The sequence below is a fragment of the Elusimicrobiota bacterium genome (assembly GCA_041660925.1).
Taxonomy (GTDB): Bacteria; Elusimicrobiota; Elusimicrobia; order UBA1565; family UBA1565; genus JBAZUV01.
This window is the reverse complement of the sequence record JBAZVI010000003.1, coordinates 1-24,414: the sequence shown is the minus strand read 5'-3', so window position 1 is coordinate 24,414 and position 24,414 is coordinate 1. Positions and strand designations below refer to the sequence as shown.

Here is a 24,414-nt window from a genome sequence, read left to right as displayed (position 1 = left end):
GCTCTTTCTTTTTCGCGACGGAACGCCTACTTCGCGTACTTCTCGGGGTTCTGCTTGAACTTCTTGGGGCAGCCCGCGCAGCAGAAGTAGTAGGTCTTGCCTTTGTACCTGAGCGCGAGGGTCTTCGGGTTCACCGTCGACTCCTCTCCCATCACGGGGCAGAAGAACTTCCGGCCGTACTCCTCGGGAAGAGGGGTATAGTCGGTCACGGCGCCGTCGTCCTTCACGGCCTTCGCGGTCGACGCCTTGTCCTTCTTCTCCGCCTTGGGCGTCTTGGCGGCCTTCTTCTCCGCCTTCTTCGCGGCCTTCGGAGCGTCCTTGGCCTGCGGGGCCGGCGCGGCCTGCGGCGCCTGCGCGAGCGCGGCGAACGGCAGCAGCCCGAAGACGAGCGCGGCGAGCATCGATTTTCTCATGACTTCCTCCTTGTCGGGACCTCCCCATCCTAGCATATTGGAATCTCGTTTCAATAGGACGGGAACGGACGACGGGAACCCGGCCGCCGGAGGGAGTCCGAAATCTCCCCCCCGGTTATTATATAATCGAACGCCGTTGGGCCCGTAGCTCAGGGGTAGAGCACGCGCCTTTTAAGCGTGTGGCCGTGGGTTCGAATCCCACCGGGCCCAACGGACAGCGGACTTTCGCCCTCATCGTCTAACGGTTAGGACGTGGCCCTTTCAAGGCCAAAACCGGGGTTCGATTCCCCGTGAGGGCACCACTTCAAAAGGCGTTATTACCGACGGAGGCCGGCAGGATGCGGCCTCCGTCTTGTTTTTGTCCCGTTGACTCTGTGCCATATTTGTGCCATAATTTCTTGCCAACTCGCTCTCATGGCATACTTCCTTTTCGTTGATGAGTCCGGGCAAGACCAGCAGGAATCCCCCTGCGAGGTCCTGGCCGGCGTCGCGATCCGAGACAACACCCTCTGGCCCTTCATCCGCAAAATACACCATGCCGAGCTCGATTGCTTCGGAATGCGCTACTCCGCGGGCGCGCGGGAACTCAAGGCCTCCAAGCTCCTGAAGAGAAAAGTCTTCCGCCATGCGGCGCTCGCAACATTCGCCTCCGAGGCCGAACGACGCGATCTCGCCAAAGAAGTGCTCGAGAGAGGCTCCGGCGCCGTGCCCCGGGAATACGCCGCCCTCGCCCAATGCAAGCTTGAATTCACGCGTCGGCTGCTGCGCCTTTGCACAGAGCATCGTTGCACTCTCTTCGCCAGCATCATCCCGAAGCAAGCCCCGCGCTCCGCAATCGCCGACTTCTTGCGCAAAGACTACTCTTATCTCTTCGAGAGATTCTTCTACTTCCTGGACGACAAACGCGCCGTCCATCCCGCCGGCATCATCGTATTCGATGAGCTTGAAAAATCCCGCAGCCACATCCTGATCGGGCAGATGGACTTCTACTTCAAGAACACGCGCAGGGGGATCGAGCGCTCCGAACTCGTGATTCCCGAACCGTTCTTCGTCCACAGCGATTTGAGTTCGGGCATCCAAATCGCGGACATCATGGCGTATCTTCTGAGTTGGGGATATTACAAGACTCCTGGCGCGACGACCCCGGCGCGTCCAGAACTGGAAGAATTCGCCAAGGTCGCCGCGGCTCTGGCCTATACGAAGGCAAAGCCTCAGAAGGTTTCAGGGCTTACGGTTATTCGGGATTTGCGGCCGGCGTCGGAGAAGGGATAAAAAAAGAAAGGCAATGTGGCTTTCGCCACAAAGCCTCCAACTAAATTTTAGCATCTCGACCCCGCGGAATCAAGGGAGAAAAAGGCGACCCAACTTCAGTCTAGCCACCCCTTGTAGGTTGGCGGCCGAGGCAGACGCCTCGGAATTCGACTCCGTCGGGCCGTCTATATCTTAGTCGCGGAGAAGCCGCAGCGTCAAGAGAAAGAACGCATGGCCCGGATCTACGAGCGTGACGGAAAGAAAGGACGGTATTGGTACCTCGACTACGCGGTCGACGGCCGGCGCGTTCGCAAGCGCGTGGGCAAATCAAAACGCCTTGCCGAACTCGCGTTGGCCGACGTCCAGGTCAAGCTCGAGCGCAAGGAACTCGGCTTCACCGCCAAGGACCGCGCCTTAGACGACTTCCTCCGCGAGTATCTCGCCTACTCTAAAGGCAACAAGGCCCCGCAGTCCTACGCCCGCGATATCCGCATCCTGAAGCTCTTCACCGAGTTCCTGCAGGTGGACCGGCTCAGCGCCGTCACCGCGGCCCGCCTGGAGGCCTACAAGGCCCATCGCCGCGAGCAAGGCAACAAGGTCTCGACCATCAACCGGGAGCTCAACACCATCAAGGCCATGCTTAACAAGGCCGTGGCCTGGGGAGCCCTCCCTCAGGACCCCGCCAAGTCCGTCCAGAAGTTCCGCGAGCCCCGACGGCAAGTCCGCTACCTGAGCACGGAAGAGGCGCGCACCGCCATCAAGGCCGCAGATGAGCGCCTGCGCCCCATCCTGGAGACCTTCCTGCACACCGGGCTCCGGCGCGACGAACTCATCCACCTGACCTGGGCCGACATCGACTTCAAGAACAAGGTCGTCGCCATCCAGTCCAAGGACGGTTGGAACCCCAAGGACTACGAGACCCGGCACATCCCCATGACGTCCCGTCTGCGCGAGGTACTCGACGCCCTGCCGCGACGGGAGGACTCCCCCCTCTTCACCAACGTCGGCGGTCGGCAATTGGACGGCAACGTACTCTCAAGGGACTTTCGCCTGCTCTTCCGTCGCTGCGGGATCGAGAACGCCTCCGTCCACACGTTGCGTCACACCTTCGCCAGCCACCTCGTCATGAACGGCACCGACATCTACACCGTCCAGAAGCTGCTCGGCCACTCCACCATCAAGACCACCGAGATATACGCCCACCTCGCGCCCGACTTCCTGCGGTCCGCGATGGACAAGCTACGCTATTAACCTGGAATCCCCAGTTGGGAATTCCAGGTTGGAACGGAAAATCCAAGCCCCTTGTCGCAGGAGGACTGGTGCCGAATTTTTCAGGTCAGAAGCGGGCGCCGACGGACAAACGCTGCACGTTGCCGAGCTCTCCGAAGGGCGTGAAGGTGTAGTCGGCGCGGTAGTTGCGGATCTTAAGGCCGAAGCCGCCGCCGATCCCGCCGAGCGGAGAGCCCCCTCCCGTGGCGGCATGCGCCGCCTGGCTCGCGTAGCCGGCCCGCAGGGCGAAGCCCTGCACGAGCGAGTACTCCGTCCCCACCCCGACGTCCACGCCCCCGTCGTTGGGCTCCTGGCGCACATCCAGCGCGATGTTGAGCGCCCCCGCGAGCCGGTACGCCCCGCCCACCGCGATGGACAGCGGCAGCGGATCGCGCTGCTCGAGGAACTTCATCCCCTGTCCCACGTTCAAGACCGAGACGCCCAGCGAGAGCGGCATGGCGTCGAAACGATGCACCGCCCCGAAGTCGGCCGCGAAGGTCGAGGCCTTGTCCGAGCCGATGGCGCTCTCGAGGTACTTCACGTTCATGCCGAAGCCCGTGTCGCCGTGGCTGGTGAAGCCCTTGAACATCCGGCCGAAGCCGAGGGTGAGTGCGGTGTCCGAAGCCGTGAATCCGTTCGTCACCTGACGGTTCTCGTCGCGGCCCTCGAAGTTCCCGCTGCCCAGGCGCGCCGCGCTCACGCCCAGCGTCCCGTTCTTGAGCGGCTGGGCGAAGCCGAAGAAATCGAAGGTGGTGTCCATGAGCCACTGCGTATGGGTGAACCCGACCTCGCGCTTGCCCAGTCCCGAGAGCCCGCCCGGGTTGTAGTAGAGCGCGTTGACGTCGTCGGCCAGGGCCGTATAGGCGCCGCCCATGGCCTCAGGGCGGGCCCCGGTGCCGATCTTGAGGAACGCGGCCCCTGAATTGAGCGCGCAGAAGGCGCTCAATCCCGGGAGAGTCAAGATAAGAGCTGCGAGCGGGAAGAGTTTGAAGTGTCTCATGGCTCAGCGTACCACCGCGAGTTTCCCCGTGCGCCTTATACTACCGTGCCCGCCGCTCTTGGCCTCCACGGCGTAGAAGTAGACCCCGCTCGGGATGTGGCCGTCCCAGACGTATTCGTAGACGTACTTGGGCCCGCTCCCGTCGTCCATGACCACGGGCGGCCGGTCGATGTTCGCCTCATGCACCTTCCGACCCGACACGTCGTAGAACCGGATGCTGACCGAGTCCGCCACCCCCACCGCCAGGTGGACGGTAGGCTTCGCCCCCGCCCGAGCCGGGTTGGGGAAGACGTAGAGGTCGCGGAGGTAGAACTCGGCCTCGCTGTCGGCGAGCGCGGTCCGCAGTCCCTCTCCCTCGGGCGCGAGCGCCTGATAGAGCGAGAAGTGCATCGTCTTCGCACTCACCGTGAGCGCATCCTTGTCCACGGTGGTGACCAGTTCCTCCCAGTCCTTGCGGTCGGGGTTCCAGTAGTGGACCTTGACGGAGTCCTCGCTCACCCCGCGCGCCAGCAACAGGTCCCGGTCGTAGGGCAGGGTGATGGTGACGGGGGCGGCGAAAAGGGTCCCCTCGGGGCCGTATTCCACAGGCACGGAAGCGGGGGAGAGGTTCTTCTGCTCGCGTGCGTCCTTGCGCTCGGACTGCTCGACCTGCTCGGCTGGAGCGGCCACCGTGATCTCAAGGTCGTCGCTGATGGCGGCGGCGGGCACTTCGACGGCGGCCTTGTCCGGGCGCAGGACCTTGCCGCCCTTGTCCTTCTCGACGGTCGAGCGCGCGCTCTGCGCCAACTGGGCGTCGAGCGCGGCCAAAGCGACTGGGAGCTCCGCTTCGGGAGTCGAAGGTGCGGCGGACTCGGTTGACGCCGCTCGGAACCCGCCGACGGCGGAGGCCACGAGCGGCGCCATGGAGGCCGGTCCGAAGACCTGCACGCGCTCGTTGTTGCGGTCGGCCACATAGAGACGTCCTTCCGCGTCCATGTCCAGGCCGACGGGCTTGTTGAAGACGATCTCGGAAGGCAGCGGGCGGCGGTCCTGGATGACGCCGTGGCGGCCGAAGATATAGCTCAGGCGCCCCTGTGCGTCGAACTTGCTGATGCGGTCGAGGACCCGGTCTGAGACGAAGAACCCTCCATCCGGCGTCGAGGAGATGCCCTCCGGACGTCGGAATGAGCCCGCCGCATTCCCTTTCTGCCCCACGCTCAGCCGCAACGTCCCGTTCGCGTCGAACACCAGGGCGCGGTGGCCCTTGGCGTCGGCGACGTAGATGCTCCCAACGGCGTCCACGTCAACGCCGAAGGGCGCGCTCTCGTCTTGATCGTCATCCCTGTCGCCGTCTTCATCGTCGCACTCGAAGCGTTCGCCCGTCGCAGGCAAGGCGATGACGCGCGAGAAGCTCCCGTCCGCGTTGAAGACTTGGATGCGCCGGTTGCCCGTGTCGGAGACCACGATCTTACCGCCCGGCGCCAAGGCGATGCCGGAAGGATGCCGGAACTGCGCCCGTCCCGAGCCGGGATGGAAGCTCTTCTGCCCCTTCTTCATCCGTGCCTCGCCGATATCGAAGAGGAAGCTCCCGTCAGGCCCGAGCTTCACCACACGGTGATGCTGGGTGTCGGCCACGAAGATGTTGCCCACGCCGTCAACCGCGACCGCCCGGGGCTTCTCGAAATAGGGTTCCTCGCGTCGCACGTTGCCGTAGGCGGCCAGGAAGCCGCCCCCCTGGCCCAGCACGAGTATCCGGTCCGCGTTCGTGTCGGCGATATAGACCCTGCTGCCGCGGCCGTCCGCGTCCCAAGGGTGATGCAGCATTCTGCTGTTGCCCAGCACCTGTAGGCGGACAGGCGGAACGTCCGTAGGCGGCGTGGCCGGATTGACGGTCAGTGCGACGGTCTGCGTCGCCTCGGCGCTGCCCGCCTTGTCCACGCTATGGAACGCTAGGGTATGCGCCCCGGACGGAACGCTGAAGGACGTCGTGAACTCGACCGGGGCCTCGCCGTCCAGCGCGTAGAGGGTCCGTGCGATGCCGACGCCCTCGTCGATCGCCGTGAAGCTGAGTGCATCGGTCGAAGCGATGATGAGTGCTCCAACCGGGACCGACTGCCCGTTCACCCGCAAAGTCGTCAGCGGCGGCAGGGAGTCGATGAAGAAGGAGGCGGAAGCCGAAGCCTGGTTGCCTGCGAGGTCGGAGGCTTGGGCCGAGAGAGTATGCATCCCCTGCGCCAGCGCCGAGGCCGGGGTGAAGCTCGCCGAGGAAGCAGTTATCACCGCCTGCGCGGTCATGTCCACCCCATCGAGAGCGACCCGCACGGAGGTGAGTTTCATGCCCCTGCCGACATCCGAATAGAAGACGACGAGGGAAGGGACGACGGTCGTGACCGTGCTCCCATCAGCCGGCTGCATGGCTAAGACCGGCGTCATCGTATCCACGGCGAGGACATCCAACGAGACGAGCCTCGTCTCCTCGGCGTTGCCCTCGAAGTCTACGCTGTGGAACGCCAGCGTGTGCGTCCCGAGCGCCACGCTGAAGGCGGAAGAGAAAACGACAGGAGCCGCGCCATCGAGCGCGTAGAGCGTCCGGGCGACTCCAACTCCCGCGTCCGTCGCGGCGAACCCGACCGAGTCGGAGGAGGTCAGGACGACGCTGCCTCCCGGGAACGGAGCGCCGCCCACGAGAAGAGTCGTCTCCGGGGGCAGGGAATCGATGAAGAAGGCCGCCGTCGCCGAAGAGCGGTTCCCCGCCAAATCGGCGACCTCCGCCGCCGCGACATGCCGCCCCTGAGCCAGCATCACCGCGGCGGTGAAGGTCGCGGAGGAAGCTCCGACGACGGCGGAGGAACTCACATCCACTCCGTCAAGGGAGAGCCGCGCCGTCCCGGCGTCGATGCCCCTCCCCTCGTCCGAGTAAGATGCGGCGACAAGCGGAAAGGCCGTCGTGACGGTGCTCCGGTCGGCGGGAACGAGCGCGAGCGTCGGCGGGGTCGTGTCGGCAAGAAGGACCCTCACCGAGACGATCTTCATCGTCTCTGCATTCCCCCTTCCGTCAACGCTGCGGAACGCGAGAGTATGGGTGCCGACAGATACCCAGAAGGGCCCGTTATATGGCGTCTCCGCGCCTTCGTCAATCTGGAAATAGGTCGCTGCCACACCGGAAGGAGTCCCTCCCAGGCTCGCTCGATCTTGCGCCTGAAGGACAGCCTTTGAATCGGACACGAACTCGACGACGCCGGCCGCGACCGAACTAGCCCCATCGACAGAGAACGACGTCTCCGGCGAGGCCAAATCGGACACCATCGAGGCATAGAGAGAGGTGTGATATATCTCGCCTGTGAGCAGGCCCCGGCCATCGGCAAGGAAGGTCACCTGCTGGTTGACGATGGAAGAAGAGGACCATCCCATCCCGTCGAAGGTATAGATGGAGAGCGCGGAAGGATCGGCCAGCATGGGATCAAAGTAGAAGCTCAGGCGTGCCGGGACATCGTGGAAGACGAGCCCTGAAGTCAGCTCATAGAACACGTTCCCGATAGGATTGAGCGCCTGCGTAGCTAACGCGACGCTATAAGCCCCCGGCTCGGCCTGCACTGGCACGATCGCAACCGTCGCATCAGGTTCCGGAGAAACGAACTGCACGACGCCGTCCGTGCTCGACGCGACCGCCATCGGCAGTGCCGTCGCGACATTGGAGACCGAGGACCAATTGCCCGCCGTGTCTCGCGTGAAGACCGCCGCGTAATAGGTGGTGCCAAGGAGCGGATTCTCAAGCGTCCAACTCAGAGTCGTTCCCGGTGCCAAAGCCGCCCGATCCAGAACGACCTGCGCTGTCGCAGTCGAGAAGGCTGGGACGATGGTGCTGTAGCCCAAACGGAACTCGGCCCCGTCGATCGCCCCCGTCCACCCGTCGTCGCCCGGGGCAGTCCAAGAAAGCGTCAACGCGGAGCTCGAGATTGCACTCATGGTAAAATCCGTCACTGCCGACGGCGCGATGACGTCGACGATAAATGTCCGCTCGTCGAAGGCGGGGTTGCCTGCGATGTCGGCACCCTCAAGACGCAACACGTGCGGCCCTTGTCCGAGATTCTCTGAAAGTTGCGCGCTCAAGATGGCATCCATTACCTCAGCCCTCGGCAGGAGAGCGTGGTAGGACTCCGCATTCGGGACTCCCTGGGCCGTCCCCGCCGTCAGGTAGAGCCGCCCCTCAGACACTCCTCCCACCGGCCCACCCCACTTTTTGGGGAGCGCTCGCACGGACTGCCATGTCCCGGGCGAATGGTCCGCACCGATCTTTGCCGCAATGACGCTGTCGAAATACGTCGCGCCATTGTTCCCGCCCATGAAATAGAGCGCACCCTGAGATTCCACCGCGAATGCCGTCCCTGCCGCGTACGGCAAAGCCCCACCCGTCTGCCACGCCCCCACCGTGCCGTCGCCGTTCACGAAGGCATACCAGGCCGTCGACATCGAGGCATAATTGTTGTCAAGGCCGCCGAGGACATAGATATACGACCCCTGACTCGCGAACGCGAATGACGTCCTCGCTGCCGGCAAGGATGTCGTTTGCGCCCAGGGAGAGCTGCTGCTTCCACTGACGGGATGGCAGAGGCCCTGCGCACAAGGCCGCGCATAATAGACGCTGTTATAGGCGCTGCTGCTCCCATATCCGCCGATGACGTAAATGTAGCCATTGACGTAGAGGGCCCCGGAGTAGCTCAGCCCGTTGAGAAGCGGGAGCGGAGGCAGCGAGGTCCACGTCCCCAGACTGCCGTCTGCCTGAACCGGCGCAGCATATACCGCAGAGCGCACCGCGCTGGAACCAGGATTGAGAGCGCCCCCTATTGAAAAGATGCGCCCATCCACGTAGACAGCCCTTGCGCCGCCACGACCTTCAGGCAATGGAGTCGTGGTCTGCCACGGCCCTAGCCCCCCTCCGGGCATGATGAGGGCATGCTGCACCACATTCGTCAGAGCCCCTCCAGGGTTGCCGCCGAGGACATAAAGGTGTCCGCCGGCGATCACATGTCCGGACGCCCCAACGGCCTGCTGCATCGAGGTCGCCTGCAGCCACGAGCCGAAGTCCCCGCTCCCGGAGGATGTGTTCCATTGCGTCTGCGCCACTATCGTGGTCCCGTCGAGCAGCAGATGCAGCGTCGTCGTCGACAATCCCGACCCAGAGTCCGCCATCATGCCGGAAAGCAGCGGGGACGCCAAGCGGACATATCCCGTCGTCGGATTCGTCAACGCCGCGGAAGGAGGCGTCACATCGCGGCGGAAGCGGACGGACGTCGTCGCCTGGTTCCCGGCAAGATCGCGCACCCAAACACTCAAAAGATGCCAGCCATCAGCGAATCCTTGAACAGGCACATCCATGCCATCGGGCCGCGCCTGAATCTGGATCGTCGCACCATCAAGGAGAGCGAACGCTGTCGCCACATCGACCCCACTCTGTGCATCGCCGTAGCCTACCGCTGCGTGAGTGATCGTTGCGCCTAAGAGAGCGCCATCGCTCAAGTTCAAGAATCCAATACTGGGGGCACTCGTATCCAGCGCCAACAGGACATCGTTGGCGATATTCGACTGTCCAGCCCAATTCCCGGCGGTGTCACGAGTGAATACAGACGCATAACAGCGCACGCCCGACTGAAGTCCGCCGATGAGGACAGTGAAGGTCGTTCTCGGAGCGAGGCCCTCACGATGGATGGCAATCTGAGCCGAGGCGGTCGAGAATGCCGTGCTCGTCACACTGCTATACTGGATTCGGAACTCCGCGTCTGCGATCTCTCCCTCGACCCCGTCATCCCCCGGAGAACTCCAGCTCAATTCAACGGCTCCCGTGGACAATACCCGCATCGCGAGGTCTGTGATCGCTGCAGGAGCGACGGCATCGACGATGAATGTCCGCTCTGCGGAAGCGGCATTGCCCGCGATATCGCTCCCCTCGATGCGCACGACATGAGAACCCTGAGCTAAGGGGAGCGTCGGGGCAAACGTGAGCACTGCGCTTGTAGTTTCCCCTTCGGGCATCGGCGCACTGTAGGACTCCGCATTCGGGACTCCCTGGGCCGTCCCCGCCGTCAGGTAGAGCCGCCCCTCAGACACTCCTCCCACCGGCCCACCCCATTTTTTGGGGAGCGCTCGCACGGACTGCCATGTCCCGGGCGAATGGTCCGCACCAATCTTTGCCGCAATGACGCTGTCGAAATACGTCGCGCCATTGTTCCCGCCCATGAAATAGAGCGCACCCTGAGATTCCACCGCGAATGCCGTCCCCGCCGCGTACGGCAAAGCCCCACCCGTCTGCCACGCCCCCACCGTGCCGTCGCCGTTCACGAAGGCATACCAGACCGTCGACATCGAGGCATAATTGTTGTCAAGGCCGCCGAGGACATAGATATACGACCCCTGACTCGCGAACGCGAATGACGTCCTCGCTGCCGGCAAGGATGTCGTTTGCGCCCAGGGAGAGCTGCTGCTGCCGCTGACTGGATGGCAAAGCCCCTGCGCACAAGGCCGCGCATAATAGACGCTGTTATAGGCGCTACTGCTCCCATATCCGCCGATGACGTAAATGTAGCCATTGACGTAGTAGGCTCCGAAATAACTCAGCCCGTTGATCAGCGGGAGCGGGGGAAGTGATATCCACGTCCCCAAACTACCGTCCGCCTGCACTTGCGCAGCATATACCGCAGAGCGCACCGCGCTGGAACCAGGATTGAGAGCGCCCCCTATTGAAAAGATGCGCCCATCTACGTAGACAGCCCTTGCGCCGCCACGACCTTCAGGCAATGGAGTCGTAGTCTGCCACGGCCCTAGCCCCCCTCCGGGCATGATGAGGGCATGCTGCACCACATTCGTTAGGGCCCCTCCAGGGTTGCCGCCGAGGACATAAAGGTGTCCGCCGGCGATTACATGTCCGGACGCCCCGACGGCTTGCTGCAGCGAGGTCGCCTGCGTCCATGTGCCCAAATCCACCCCCGCCGCCCCGTTGAACTGCGCCACCGCCGAGAGGATCGAACCGTCAAGTATCAAACGTAGGGTTGCTGTCGAAAGCCCTGAGCCTGTATCCCCCATCGTCCCGGCGATCAGAGGAGTCGCCGAGCGGACATATCCCGTCGTCGGATTCGTCAACGCCGCGGAAGGAGGCGTCCCGTCATACTGGACTTCAAATACCCCTCCCCATGCAGTCGTCGAATTTCCCATCGCATCCCGCGCCTCGACGTGAAGAGCCCAGAATCCATCATCGAGTAATCCGAGATCGACGGGCTGCATGGAACTGACCACGACCGAATCCGGCCGAGAACCCCGTGGGTTCCCGGTGTCAGCAAGCTGCACGATCCTCGATTGAATCGTCGGTGCGGAGTCGATCGCGTCATCGACTACGAAAGAGACCGTCAGAGAATCCCTTCCCGCCGCAAACCGCTCGCCTCCCGCCGGGAACATCCCCGTGACGACCGGCGAGGAGCGGTCCACGACAGCCGACATCGTATTGGAAAGCGGGCTCGCGTTCCCCTGTAAGTCGACGCCCGCCACGGCGTAATAATAAAGGCCGTCGTCCACAGGAGCATCGACGAATGTCGGAGTGCTCACGCCGGTCTGGATTGGCGTCCGGCCCTCGGCTGAGATGATCGACTCCGTCGCGCGATAGACGAGATAGGAGACGTTCGGCTCGCCGGATGCCTCTCCCCAATACAGTTCGACGCGCCCTCCCGGCCTTCCCTGCGCAGACAGAAGGACCGGCGGGATAGGCGGTGTCGAGTCCTCTCCGATTGGCACCGCGTAGGTCTCGGTAGAAATGTTGCCGGCGAGGTCCCAGACGGAAAGGGCGATCAGATTGCTGCTGAAGGAGACGCCGAAGGGCACGCTTGAGACTGTGAGAATCTGCGCTTGCCGGCTCCCGTCCGCAGCGCCCCCGAAGTCGAGCAGCGCCTGCGCGATCCGAGTCCAAGCCGCGCCGGAATTCACGCTGTAAGTCGCGCCGTAGCCGCGGCGATATTCCTGCGCGATCTGGGGGGCGCTCATCGCGCTACCGGCGATGACGCGCATCTCGTCCATCGCTCCCTTGAAATAGCCGTTCCAGGCCCAGTTGTTGCGGCCGACGGTCACGCCTCCGCCGTAGTTAAATCCGAGCGGCCCCGCTTTTCGCCCCTTTACGGCTCCGTCGACGTACAGGGTGACATAGGAGCCGTCGTACGTGGCGGCGATGTGGTGCCACACGTTCGTGCTCAGGCCCTCAGGACTGCTGATGTACGCGTCCCCGCCGGGGCCGGCGATGTAGATGTCCGGTTTGCCGTTGCTCATGGCGAGCTGCCACCCGGCGCCGCCCCAGTTCGAGATGATTGCGCCGCCCGCGGCGGGGTCGTCGATCTTGACCCAAAGGCTCGCAGTGATCGAGTTCGGCTGGCCGGAGGGAGGATTGATGACGTTGTTGTTGGCGATGGTGATGTAATCGTTCACCCCATCCAGATACACGGCCTTGCCGAAGCGGCCATCGATCCAGACGGGACCGTTGAGGGTGGCGTTAGTACCGCTGCCGCTCTCGTCGGTGGAAACCGTCCCGACGCCTTCGTCGAAGCGCAGCAGCATCTTCGTCAGCGGTCGCAGCGCGGCACGAACAGGCTCCGTACTCGTGCTGAGCCCCGATGTGCGCGCGATGCCGGCGGCCGGGTCCTGCACCGTCGCGCGGAAATAGGCGGTCGTCCCGGGCAGGACGGTGCCGTAGCGGTACCAGTTCGTCCCGTCGTTGGAGACCTGCGGATTCGTCAGGACCGGAGCCGTCACGTCGGAGGGAGCGGTCATGACCTGGAGGGTCGTGCTGGAGAGATGCGCCGCCGCATCCAGAGCATAGAACATCACCCGGTTGCTGGTGGTGGATTCGGCCAACCGCAGTCCGTTCACCGTCAACGAATAGGGACCCGTCCCTCCCTCTTGAGCGGTCCCATAATCCAGCGCCGCCGTCGAGACGGCGACCCAGCTCTTCCCTCCGTCCGTGCTGTACTGCGCGCCGTAACCGCGCTGATACTCGAGAAGGACGTCCTCCGGCGCCTGTGCGTGATCGAGCAGGCGGAACTCGTCGACGTCGACGATGAAGCCGGTGGTGCCGGTTTGGCCCATCACAGGATTCGGGACGCCGAGAATGTTGATCCTTACGGGCGTGCTCCCCTGAGAGGCGCCGTCCGCATAGAGCGAGAGGCGGCTCCCGTCGCAGGTCATCACGAGGTAGTGCCATTGGTTCGGCGCAAGCGAGAGCTGCGACTGGACGTAGAAGGACTCCGACGGACTGCCCGCCTTGGTGTACGCGTAGGCCTTGCCGCCCGACAGGCCGAATCCGTAGCCGGCGGACCCGCCGTTGTCGTTCGAGAAGAGGTTGCCGCTGAGACCTGTCGCCGAGGGCTTGACCCAGATTCCCACGCTGAAAACCGTGCGGTCGAAGATCCCCGACTGTGTGAAGTAGGCGTATTGGTTCGCGCCGTTGAAATGGATGCCGTTGCCGAAGCGCCCCGCTACCCAACTCGGATTCTGCGCGAGCCCGGCGTTGACCCCGTAGCCGCTTGCGTCCGCCGAGGTCGTCCCGCTTCCTTCGTCGAAGTGGACGAGCACGCGCGTCCCCGAGACGGCGGCGAGCGGCAGGGCGGCCGTCGTCGTGCTCACGCCGGAGGTGCGGGCGGCCCCCACCACCGGGTCTTGGATCCGCAGACGCACGCTCACGGTCGAGCCGTCCAGGAGCGTATTCGCCGCCTGCCAGGCCGTCCCATCCGACGAAGCCTCGGCCGAGTCCATCTCCAGCGGCGTCACGTCGGCGGGAGGGACGATGACCTGCACGACGGCGGTCGAAAGATGGCCTGAAACATCCTGGGCGTAGAACATGATCCGGTTCGTCCAGGTCGACTCCGCCAGAGGGAGCGCGGAAGCCGTCAGCGTGTACGGCCCTGGGTTCCCTTCCAGCGCATTGCCGTAGTCGAGCTTCTCGGGCGGGACCGGAAGCCAGCTGTAGCCGCCGTCCGTGCTGTACTGCGCGCCGTAGCCGCGCTGATACTCGAGAAGGACGTCCTCCGGCGCCTGTGCGTGATCGAGCAGGCGGAACTCGTCGACGTCGACGATGAAGCCGGTGGTGCCGGTTTGGCCCATCACAGGATTCGGGACGCCGAGAATGTTGATCCTTACGGGCGTGCTCCCCTGAGAGGCGCCGTCCGCATAGAGCGAGAGGCGGCTCCCGTCGCAGGTCATCACGAGGTAGTGCCATTGGTTCGGCGCAAGCGAGACCTGCGACTGGACGTAGAAGGACTCCGACGGACTGCCCGCTTTCGTATACGCGTAGGGCTTCCCGCCCGACAAACCGATGCCGTAGCCGGCGGAGCCGCCGTTGTCGTTCGAGAAGAGGTTGCCGCTGAGCCCGCCGGCCGAGGGTTTGACCCAGATGCCGACGCTGAAGACCGTGCGGTCGAAGGTCGCCGTCTGAGCGAAGGACGCGTATTGGTTCGAGCCGTTGAAGTGAACGCCGCCGCCAAAGCGTCCGGCGACCCAGGTCGGGCCGTTGCTGAGTCCGGCGTCGACCCCGTAGCCGCTCGCGTCGGCCGAGGCCGTCCCGCTCCCTTCGTCGAAATGGACGAGAACGCGGGTGCCCGAAACTGCGGCGAGCGGCGCCGGCGCTGTCGTCGTGCTGAGGCCGCTGACGAGCTGGACGCCGAGTCCCAGATCCTGGGCCTGAATTCGGACCGACGCGGTCGAACGCAGAAGGGCGGTGTCCGGCGATTGCCAGGCCACTCCATCATCAGAGACAGCTGCTGCAGAGAGAGTCGGCGCTTTCGCATCCGGGAGAGTCGTCGGTTCATAAAAAAGTGCGGCATAGCGACCGCTGCGAGTGGTCTCCCCGTTGAGAACGAGCGTGCCATCGGCCTCCGCATGGAACTGCTGATTTGAAACCTCCGCACTTTGCCAATGTGTGCCATCCCAGACATACAGCTTGAGGGTTGCCGTATCCGTCCCCGACTCCGGAGAGGGCTTGTAGCGCATCTCCATCTGGGCGGGAGTCGTGAGCGCTAAAGCGGAACCGGTGTAGGTGCAGATTGGCCCTGATAACGCGATTCCCTGCTCATGTGCCGCCTGTTTTTCCTCTTCCGATGGTTCAAAGCATAGGAGCTTCGCTGCGTGATACGGCGTCCGCACGCACATGCGCCTATCGGCGGAACATTTGTGCCGCGGCAAACCTTCGGGGACGCTGATTTCGCCGCTGATGGCATCCCCTGGATTCCACAAAGGCGAGCCATACCCGAAAGAAAAGCTTTTGTCCAACTGCGCGCTCACGCCCGGCCCACTCACTCCGACGCTGATCCCGATGGCCCCGGCGTAAGGCGCGGAGCCGCTCTCTTGCGTATTCTTGATGCTGAAACTGACCGGGACCGGGCCGGAATGGGTCCACTCGGCATCGGCCCACACATTCCCCTGGTTGTTCCCCACATGCAGAGGAACGGCATCTCCTCCGATAGTGGCCACGACGGCCGAAGCGAAGTCGGGAGAACCTATCCGCTCCAGCTCGTAACTGAGATGGACCGTAATCGTCGCCGTCGCAAGAGCGGCACGGTCCAGCGGGGTCCCCTGCCCGACCGAGCGGCCGTCCGTATCCGACGCGGTCAGCGATAGAAGCGACTCATCCGAAATGACCATGAAAGTCGTCGTCGCCGAAAGCCCGTTGCAGCCGGTGATCGTCGCAGTATGTTCGCCGGCCTCCAGGCCGCAGAACGGCCCTCCCCAGGCAGGACGCTTTATTGGATCCCGGACCTGTACCGTCCGGGGGTCCGAACTCGCAACAGTAATCATGCAGACATCTGAACCATCTCCCCCCAGCATGGCGCACTGAGTCGTCTTGATCGTGCCAGAGCCGGGCAAACCGACGGAGGGTCTTGGAAGCAGCGAATTCGGAGCCTCGTTGCGATGAATATCGAAGTTCACCAATGTATCTCGGCCGCCTGCACCGTCGGCTCCAGTCTCGCTCTCGTAGCGCGTGAAGCCGGTCCCGCCCCAGAGGGCCACCGTTCGCGGGTCACCGTCGACCTGGCTACTGCTTTCGGCGAAGTTCTGCCCGCCAACCGACAAGGTTACCTGTCCGTCGTCGAGCGTCGCGAGTTGGGTCGGACTCATGGTGCCAATCCATCGCGTGTTTGTGATATCCGTGAAGGCTCCGGTCAGCGTGACCGTATGGCCAGCCCCGCCAACGACCTTGGCATCAACCGAGAGAACCGACTGGCTAAAATCGAGGGTGAACTCAATCTCCTCGCTGCCGTTCGCCGCGTTCTCGGTCAGAATGTTGAAGCTCCTGGCATCCGCCGTCACCTCGTCGAGCGCGGATTCGTGGATGACACGCGCCCCCTGCCGAATCCTCGTCCGCTTCTTGTGGCCTGGCGAACGATTCATCCGGAAGAAGTGCATGACCGGCTGATTTGCTAGGTCGGTGATGGGCCTGTGATAGCTGGGATTGGAATGGAAGTTCAACAACGCGTTTGCCCCAGTGCCTGCCGCTACGATGGACGAGTGGTTCTGCGTGAGGCCCGAGAACAGCACTATGTCGCCGGGACCAAGGTCTGGCGGAATAAGCGACAAATTGCCCCGAAGGTACTGTGCATGGAATACCTGGATGAGAAAGTCGCGCAACGGAATCTCCGGCTGGTCGCTGCCGGCGCTTGCCCAGGTGCCCAGGACTCCGCCGCACTTTAGGCCAGCATCCCGCATCGCCTGGTCGGCGCACTCGACTTCATTTCCGCCCGCGAACTTGTTCCCAGCAAGGTTCTGATTGATGCGGCCTGAGGTAATATGCGCCCTGAGACTGGATTCGAGGCCACCCCAAATCAACGTCTGCGAGACGAAGTTCGCGCAGTCGCCGCCTTGACCTGAAAATCCAAGGGAATAGTCGTTGAAGTAGGTCGATTCACGACTCTGGAGATTGCTCCAGATGTTGAACCGATCGTCCTCGCCGCACAGGCTGGAGATGCCACACCACTTGTCTGAGTAGGCAACGGCCGCCGACCGGCTATACACCTGCGCATGCGCAGAAATGCTTATCGAGCCGAGCATTACGGCAACGGCCGTTAAATGCCGACGGCTGGATCGTCGTTGAGCGCTACTTCCGCAGCTTTCCCTGAACATCTCCCACCTTGTTTCGGACCTTCTCGCTGGCAGCGGTACTTGCGATCTCAATCGCACGCGCCATTCGACCCCGTGTTGCGCTGTCGGGCTTCAAGTTGCGCTCCATCGCCTCGACCCAATCAAGGTGTTTGAGGGCCGTCTTCACGGACGCCTCATCATCCTTCATCACCACGGCCTCGAGACCAGCCTTCAAGAGGTCTGCCGCCAAGTCATCAAAACTGGCTATATCCGCGCCGGCTATGCCCATCGAAGCAGCGAGCCGAAGGCTCAGGCTCGCTGATTTGTTCCGCTTGATTTTTAGCAGTCGATCTCTGAATTGGGTGTAGAGGCTCGGTTCGGACTTGAACTCGTATAGGTGTCTGCTGGCCGCTGGAGCCAAGGTCGGTGAGTCTAAGAGATCGAGATAGATCGCCAATGCACTCTGGGGGTCCTTTCTTTTCATCAGTGAGTTGGCCGCAATCAAGCGCACATTGTCTGAGCGGTCTGTCTTTGCCTTGAGCAACGCGGGCAAGGCAACTGTCGATTCCCCACATGCCCCAAGAACCCTGGCTGCCGTGACTCGCATCTCCTCGTCAGGATCGACCTCCAGCAGCGAGGCAACGCGAGGTGCCAGCCGACCCGAACTACGAAGGCAGATTGACTGCAACTCCAACTGACGCAACAGAGGGCTCTGGGTCTTCCAGAGATCATAGAGCTCCTGGTCCTTGGAGGCAGGCAGTAGGTAGTCTTTATCCCTCGGGCCAGCGGGCTTGATATCGGACGCTACAGACATCATCGAAAGACCGAAAAGAAGAGTGCTCCCCAGGAGCCATGCATTCTCACTTGCGCCTCTCTTCATCTTGTCTCCCTTTCCCATCGCTGCCCATTCTCCCGCCCCGCGCGCGCCCCCATGCACTGAATATTCACACCAGAGTTCTCCCAGATAACGCCCGAAACTTTTAGACCCACATAGGAACCTAATCATGAATTGCCCTCATGTAGGAGGATTGAAGCCCCCTTGGGATATTATGGTGAAAGCCCTTGCCCCAGGGCGGGACAAGGCAATAGAGTCCGATGTTCTTCGTGTCCTCGGCGCTGACACTCGCGTCCTCCAATCCGGCCCAACCTGAAGAAGTATAAGCGCGCGCCGTCGGAATGCAAGGATTTTCAGTACGGATATTCTTACAAACTGTAAGGTCGCGAATTCCCCGACGAGGAACGACTCTGTGGAGGTTGCTCAGCTATCGCAAATCAACTCATACCCATGCGCCGTGGTGTCGATGCGCCCAGCACCGAGCCGTTCCAGGTCCTGGCGCAAGCGGTTGATCGTGACCTCCACCAGGTTCAGGTTCCCCCGCTCCGCCCACACCTCCCTAAGGAGGTCCGCCCGACAGGTGGGTCCCTCGTTGCGCAGCAAGACGCAGAGGAGCGCGAAACGCCGAGCGCCCAGAGAAGGAATCGGCTGGCCGTCGACCCAAACCTTCTGACCGACCAAATCTGCCGAAATCCTTCCTCGGCGCACGATATGCTGATCGGTGGCGACGGGCTGCGAGGGAGTCTCCGCGGCCAACGCATGCTGGACCCTCTCCATAAGGATGTTCAGATTGGGATTCCCTTTAGAGTAGACCTCGTCGGCATTCAAGCTGATCGAGATAGCCTTCAGAACGTTCTCGATGAACGCCTCGCCGGTCATCAAGATGATGGGGACGCCTCGCGTCCGCGAATCTTGCCTGAAGGTCTTGTAGAGCTCGATGCCGTCGGTGTCGGGAAGGTAGAGGTCGAGCAAGATGAGGTGCGGCCGGAACGTCTCGACTTGCGCCGATCCCTCCGTGCCGGTCGCGGCATGGAAAGCCGCGTACCCGCGCTTCTGGAGAGCGCGATAGACGGTTCTCCCATACGCAGGGTCATCATCGATGATGAGGACGCGGCGGGACGACGGGACGACGGGGTTCATGGCAGCGGGATTCAACAAGTTCTCCGGCAAGGGGTCAAATCCTCGACGGGGGAGTCCCGGTAGGATTACGGAAGGACGGAGAGGACAGGCAGGCAGGCAGTTTCAGCCGAGCAGAGGGCTCGCCCGTTAAGCTCGAGGCCGACGGCTTGCCCCGAAGCCGTATCGCGCGCCAACGCCAACTCCAGCGGGGAGCCTGCCGCAGTCTTGAGCACAAGACGATAGCGCTTGCCTGTCTGGAGCGGCAATCCCCGCGGGTGCGCGGCAGAAAGGTCCCGTCCCGCGGATATCTGTCCCCACGGCACGGAGAAGCGGAGCAGTATTTTGTCTTCAGGAACGGCCTTCAAGAGGACTTCGAGTCCTCCGACCGCCGACGCTGGAGGAGAGAACCGCGCCACCCGCAGTCGAATCCGGCGGAAATCCCCGGCCCCGGCGGTGAAGGATTGCACGAGCTCGTCTCCCGCGCTCAGGACGAGCTCCGCCTGGACCTGAGGAGGAACTCCTACGAGCGAAACGGGACGCGCCTCCCCTCGCACGGAGAAGAAGGAGATGACGACGGGCAAAACGAATACACCGACTCCACCCCACAGACGCAGGCGCACGAACGGGAGATAGGAATCGAAATCTTTATGCTCCACAAGCGGCGTCTTGCGGAAGAACGGCGCGAGATCGAGCATGAAGGCCGCGAGGAGCGCGGAAAACGCAGCGACCTTGAACCCCATCTGCAGCGGTGGAAGCATGCGGTAAACGAGCGTTGCGCCCCCAGGGTCGAACATCTCAGGACGCAACGCTCTCCATACTCCGCGCTGCAGCAGTGATTGGTCCACGTTCATCGCCCATACCTGGGTCGATATCGCGATAAAGAAATAGAAAAGCATGAGCTCGAGCAAGCAGTGTTCCCCCGGTTTCCGGCCGAGGAACACCGCCATGGACAGGAATGGCGTCATCATCAGCAGCCACTGCGGGTGCCAGCGCACGAAGAGGAAAAAGAGACACGAAGCGAGCAACGGAACATACAAAAGCCAAGCCCGCACGTCCTCCGCGCCGTCCGGCTCCCGGAGGTAGCAGTACGCGCATAGGGACGCCCACGAAAACAGGAAAAGAGGGAGTTTAGCGTACGCGAACTCCACCGTCGAGCTATTGAAAAGCTCCAAGGAACTGGAGGTCATCACGCCGGAGCGGAAAGCTGGGGAGTGGCGGTAGCAAAGAATCTCGAGCGCAAGCGGGAGGATGAAGAGGCCCATGGAGAGCGCGAGCCGCAGTGGCCGCCGCTCCTTAAGAAGCAGCAAGGGAAGAAAGATGAAGGCCGAGAAATACTTGAACGTGAGCGCGGCGCCGAAGGAGAGGGCGAAGAGCTCCATCCGCTCCTCCAACAGAAAGCAAAGCCCGGCGAGCATGAAGAACGTCGTGAAAACGTCATATTGTCCGAGCATGAACTGCGAATAGAGCATGATCGGGGAGGCAAGCCAGAAAGCGGCCATCAGCATGGCGCTACGCGGAGAAAGGCCGAGGACCCGACCAATCCGGTGGATAAGATAGGCGGAGCCGGCTACAAAAATCGTCGTCAGAAGCTTGAACCAGAGGAAGAAAGTTCCGACCTCCGCCGGCGCGGCCGGGAGAAGCCCCATGAGCTTCAGAGGTATCCCCCAGAGAGCGAAGAGGACGTACGTGGAGGGAAGGTACATGCAGGCAGGAGGATACGACGCGTTGAAGTCGTAGAAGTCGAAGACATGCCCCGACAGATAAGCGAGCGAAGCCCGGCAAGTATCCAAGAGGTCCTTCTGTTGGAAGGACACTGCGCAGAGGAGGATGAGCAGGGAATAGAGAACGATGTCGAGGTGCGTCAAGGGCGCGAGAGGAAACGCCGAGGCCCGGGAGAGACCGGGCTTCCCTTCATTTTCGGTCTTCATTCCAGTCGCGATTCTACTAAAATAACCCCGTAACCACCTGATGATGAACCCTCCCACTATCGGCCTCGTCGTCCCTTGTTATCGGGAACAGGAGAGCATCGCCGAGCTTCTCCAGCAGGTGCGCGTCGCCCTGCCCGAAGTCCGCATCGTCGTCGTGGACGACTCCCCGGACCTATTGACCGTCAAGGCCGTCGAGGAACTCGCCCTGGACGGCGTGCGGATGATCCACCGGGACGCGAAAGAAGGACGCGGCTCCGCCGTACTCCTGGGGATGAAGGAACTGCTCTCCCAGGGGTGCCTCCGCATCATCGAGATGGATGCGGACTTCTCCCACCCCCCCTCCCAAGTCGCAGAGTTGGAACAGGGGCTACGAGGACGCGGACTGGACCTGCTCATCGCCAGCCGCTATCTTCCCCAGAGCAGCATCGAAAACTGGCCTTGGACGCGCCTCCTCTTCTCCCGCTTCGCAAACCTTGTCGCGCGGGCCCTGCTCGGCGTACCGATCACCGACTACACGAACGGCTTCCGCGCCTATTCGCGCGAAGCCGCCGAGTGCGTCACGGCCACCTGCGGGCGGATGGGAAAGGGCTTCATCCCTCTCAGTGAGACCCTCCTCAATCTCCATAATCGCGGATACCGGATCGGAGAGACTCCCACGATCTTCGTCAATCGCCTGCGCGGAGAAAGCTCGGTCAACACCGAGGAGCTCTGGAACGCCGCGTCCGGTGTCCTGCGGATCTTCCTGCGCCTGCGCATGAAGGCCCTCTTCTTCCCGCCAAAGAATCATCGCTCCAACCGCCGTTAGCGGTTCTGTGCATGCGGATTCGGAGCAGGAATCTACTTCGACTGCGTGACTTGCACAGCAAAGTCCACGCCCTTCTGAGGCTGCGGCAGCGTCGCCGCTGGAGGCCTGCCCCCGGGAGGGGCGAGCGGTGCGCGGGGATGCCGGAGGAGGTAGATCGAGGGAGCTTCGACGACCTTCTTGTAGCCCTCCTGCCTGATGAAGGCCGCCATGCGCATCCGGAAGGTCGGATCGCCGAGGGTGATGAATCCCTTGGAAAGGAGGATATAGTCGGGAACGAAAAGGTTCATCGCGAAGCTGGGGTCTTCCCCACGGAGCGGCAAGACCTTGATGAAGCTCCGGGCACTCAAAGCCGGGCTCAGGAACTCGCTGATCCAAACAGCCGCCGCTGGAGGGACATGCGCGACGACGGAGGGTCCGTCCTTAAATGACTGTTCGGATCGCTCCGGGAGAAGGATCCGCGTCGAACCCCGCAGGGAGAACCCCGAGACCAGAAGCGCCGCCGCCAGCAGGAAGCCGGACCATCTGCGCTCCTGCATGAAGCCCGCCGCGCGCGCCGCCCCGTGCGCGCTCGCCCACCATAGCGGTCCCATGACGTAAGCCGGGTAATGCAGGATGACCAAGTTGTAGAAGCTCCCGGGCGCCGAGAGGAAGTTGGGGAGGTAGTTCACCGCCCAAGGCAACAGGCGCGTCGGGGCGAGTAGTCCGAGGAAGGCGGTCGTGTAGAACATGCGCCAGAGCGGTTCGAGCTTAGCGGGCGGCCAGAGCAACTTAAGGGCGAAATTCCACGGATGCGTCAGCGCGGAGCGCAGCGCACTCGCCGGATCCGGCCCCAGATGCGCGAACATCGACCAGTCCCGGAAGAGCGGCGCCTCCGGATGGGCAAGGATGAACTTCATCTCCGCGCCGAAGAGCAGGGCCGAACCGAGGCAAAGGGCCAGGGCCGGCAGGCGCCTCCCGGGCCGGAAGAGGAGATAGAGCCCGAGGCCGAATAGAGTGAAGGGCGCCTGCTCGATGCAGAGCGTCATCAGGACCAGCGCGGTGACGCCCGCCCATATCCGCCGGCTCTCCAGGAGGTGCATCCCCCACAGGAAGAAGGCGGGAAGGGCGACCTGGAGGGCGATGCTGGTAGAGGTGAGGTCTTGGAAGAACGAGTTCGTCCACCCGAGCCAGAACGCCGCGGCCGCCGCGAGCGCGCTCCCTCCGGCGCCGCGGACCATGAGGAAGAGGGCCGCGGGCATCGAGGCGACGAGCGCCTGCTGGGCGAAGAGGAGCGTGAGCGCGCTGTTGCAGAACAGGAGCAGCGGCGCGAACAGGGCGATGACCGGCATGAAGTGCACGGCGTAGTAGCTCGGCAGGCCGAATATCGAGCTCTCAAAGGTCCCATGATGGAGAAAGTTGTAGGCGATGTTCGCCGTCGCCGCCGTGTCCATTGGGAGCTGGAAGCCACGGTATTGACAGTACTTGATGAAGGAGGTCTGAGCGAAAAGGGCGAGTGTCGCCGATGCGAGCCAGAACACACGCAGGCGCGGCGAGAGCGCGTCGACCGCAGCGAAGCAGCGCTCGACCGCCACGCGCGCCGGAGGCACGAAGGCCAGGAGCGCCGCGGTCGCGAAGGCGCCCCAGGAGAGGACCTTCAAGGTCATATCGTGGACGTAGAAAGCCTGGTTCGTGAACCACTCCGCGCGCAAAGACAGAATAATCTCGGCGAGCGCGACCCCCCACATCAAGGCGGGAAACGCCCACGGAAGGAGGAGGAGACCGAGCCGGCCCGACTCGGGAGGAGGATTCCGTGTCGGCTGAAGGCTTTTCTTCACCATAGAGGCGGCACAGACGATACAAGAAAACGCGGCCGCTTCGCCATGACAGGTCTCACCCCGCTACCTCGCCAGCTGCGCATCTTCAATTTCAAAAGTGAGCGTCCTCCTGCGCCGTCCGGCTACCTCCCGGCTCCGCAACCAGGCCGTGATGCTCGTCTTATCGAAGCGGACCAAGCTGCCGATTTTGAGGATTGGGATGTAGCCCTCGTGGACCCACTGATAGATGGTTCCCGGCTTCACCTGGAGCAACTCCGCCACCTCGCTCACAGTCAGAAGCTTATCCATGCCAGGTCCCCTCACTCAGCAGAGCCCATCTCCCCAGACCATTAATCACCGAGTCTCCCTCCGCTGGAAACCTCCCAAAGCTCTCCTGGAACCATTCCCATTCCCCCACCCTCTGCTCTCTACCTTGCCCGATATTCTCGCCTCTTTCTCCCCGTCATTTCCGTTCAAAAACCAGACGCATCCACTCCCTCAACCCCGCTCCCATAGCCCGCCGACCTCCCGACCCCACCCGCACACAGCAGTTGGTTGTGGGGGTGGGGTCGGGAGGCATCTTCGGCGCCAGCCGAGGATGAGGCGGGCAAAAAGGACAGCGGGGACATTGATTTCTCCAACTCGGTCCTACTCGACGCAGGTCTCTGTATCGCCAGAGGCCCCCTCCCCATGTTTCTAGCTGCCCCCTGCCCCCGATTTTGACTTCCCAAGCTACCCCCATCAGCCGAACTGTATGCCCCAAACCAGCCGCCGGCGGCGTGTCTTCGCCCCCTGAAATCCTCAGAGTCCCCCCGACGTCTCCCCGCTAAACTAGGCCGCGCCTGATTGTGGTTCCGAGGTGCTAAACTGGCACAACGGAGGCCCGACAATGGCGCGAAAGCGATACACGGAAGAGCAGAT

At 62.8% G+C, this 24,414-nt stretch carries 11 protein-coding genes and 2 tRNA genes; 5 read left to right on the top strand and 8 right to left on the bottom strand.

Annotation, left to right across the window (positions count from 1 at the left end; all coding sequences use genetic code 11):
- Positions 1–26 precede the first annotated feature (26 nt).
- A complete protein-coding gene (locus WC969_05190; GenBank protein ID MFA6029228.1) occupies positions 27–413 on the bottom strand; it encodes a YHS domain-containing protein in 387 nt (128 codons plus the stop codon).
- A gap of 138 nt (positions 414–551) precedes the next feature.
- Here WC969_05190 and WC969_05185 point away from each other — a divergent pair.
- From WC969_05185 to WC969_05170, 4 genes are all read left to right on the top strand, one after another.
- Positions 552–623: transfer RNA gene (locus WC969_05185), tRNA-Lys, on the top strand.
- 17 nt (positions 624–640) lie between these two features.
- Positions 641–715: transfer RNA gene (locus tag WC969_05180), tRNA-Glu, on the top strand.
- 112 nt (positions 716–827) lie between these two features.
- The gene (locus tag WC969_05175; GenBank protein ID MFA6029227.1) at positions 828–1,685 is read left to right on the top strand and encodes a DUF3800 domain-containing protein; all 858 of its coding nucleotides are present in this window, start codon (positions 828–830) and stop codon (positions 1,683–1,685) included.
- 210 nt (positions 1,686–1,895) lie between these two features.
- A complete protein-coding gene (locus WC969_05170) occupies positions 1,896–2,915 on the top strand; it encodes a tyrosine-type recombinase/integrase (GenBank protein MFA6029226.1) in 1,020 nt (339 codons plus the stop codon).
- A gap of 85 nt (positions 2,916–3,000) precedes the next feature.
- Here WC969_05170 and WC969_05165 read toward each other — a convergent pair whose 3' ends face one another.
- The 5 genes from WC969_05165 to WC969_05145 all read right to left on the bottom strand — a co-directional run bounded on the left by WC969_05165 (position 3,001) and on the right by WC969_05145 (position 20,895).
- Complete coding sequence (locus WC969_05165; protein ID MFA6029225.1) at positions 3,001–3,879, bottom strand: PorV/PorQ family protein; 879 nt, start codon at positions 3,877–3,879, stop codon at positions 3,001–3,003.
- Between the two features lie 57 nt (positions 3,880–3,936).
- The gene (locus WC969_05160; GenBank protein ID MFA6029224.1) at positions 3,937–16,983 is read right to left on the bottom strand and encodes a LamG-like jellyroll fold domain-containing protein; all 13,047 of its coding nucleotides are present in this window, start codon (positions 16,981–16,983) and stop codon (positions 3,937–3,939) included.
- A gap of 46 nt (positions 16,984–17,029) precedes the next feature.
- Positions 17,030–17,911 carry a HEAT repeat domain-containing protein gene (locus WC969_05155; protein MFA6029223.1) on the bottom strand — a complete coding sequence of 294 codons (882 nt, stop codon included), beginning with the start codon at positions 17,909–17,911 and terminating at the stop codon, positions 17,030–17,032.
- Between the two features lie 360 nt (positions 17,912–18,271).
- Positions 18,272–18,988, bottom strand: a complete 717-nt coding sequence (locus tag WC969_05150; GenBank protein ID MFA6029222.1) for a response regulator transcription factor — start codon at positions 18,986–18,988, stop codon at positions 18,272–18,274.
- Positions 18,989–19,053: 65 nt separating this feature from the next.
- Positions 19,054–20,895 carry a hypothetical protein gene (locus WC969_05145; protein MFA6029221.1) on the bottom strand — a complete coding sequence of 614 codons (1,842 nt, stop codon included), beginning with the start codon at positions 20,893–20,895 and terminating at the stop codon, positions 19,054–19,056.
- Positions 20,896–20,935: 40 nt separating this feature from the next.
- Between WC969_05145 and WC969_05140 the strand changes: the two genes are divergently transcribed.
- Entirely contained in the window at positions 20,936–21,700 is a 765-nt protein-coding gene (locus WC969_05140) for a glycosyltransferase (protein MFA6029220.1), read from the top strand.
- Positions 21,701–21,732: 32 nt separating this feature from the next.
- On the opposite strand, the gene WC969_05135 is transcribed toward WC969_05140, so the two are convergent.
- Positions 21,733–23,517: a DUF2079 domain-containing protein gene (locus WC969_05135; protein MFA6029219.1), complete on the bottom strand. Its 1,785-nt coding sequence runs from the start codon at positions 23,515–23,517 to the stop codon at positions 21,733–21,735.
- A gap of 60 nt (positions 23,518–23,577) precedes the next feature.
- Positions 23,578–23,802 carry a helix-turn-helix domain-containing protein gene (locus WC969_05130; GenBank protein MFA6029218.1) on the bottom strand — a complete coding sequence of 75 codons (225 nt, stop codon included), beginning with the start codon at positions 23,800–23,802 and terminating at the stop codon, positions 23,578–23,580.
- Between the last annotated feature and the right edge of the window lie 612 nt (positions 23,803–24,414).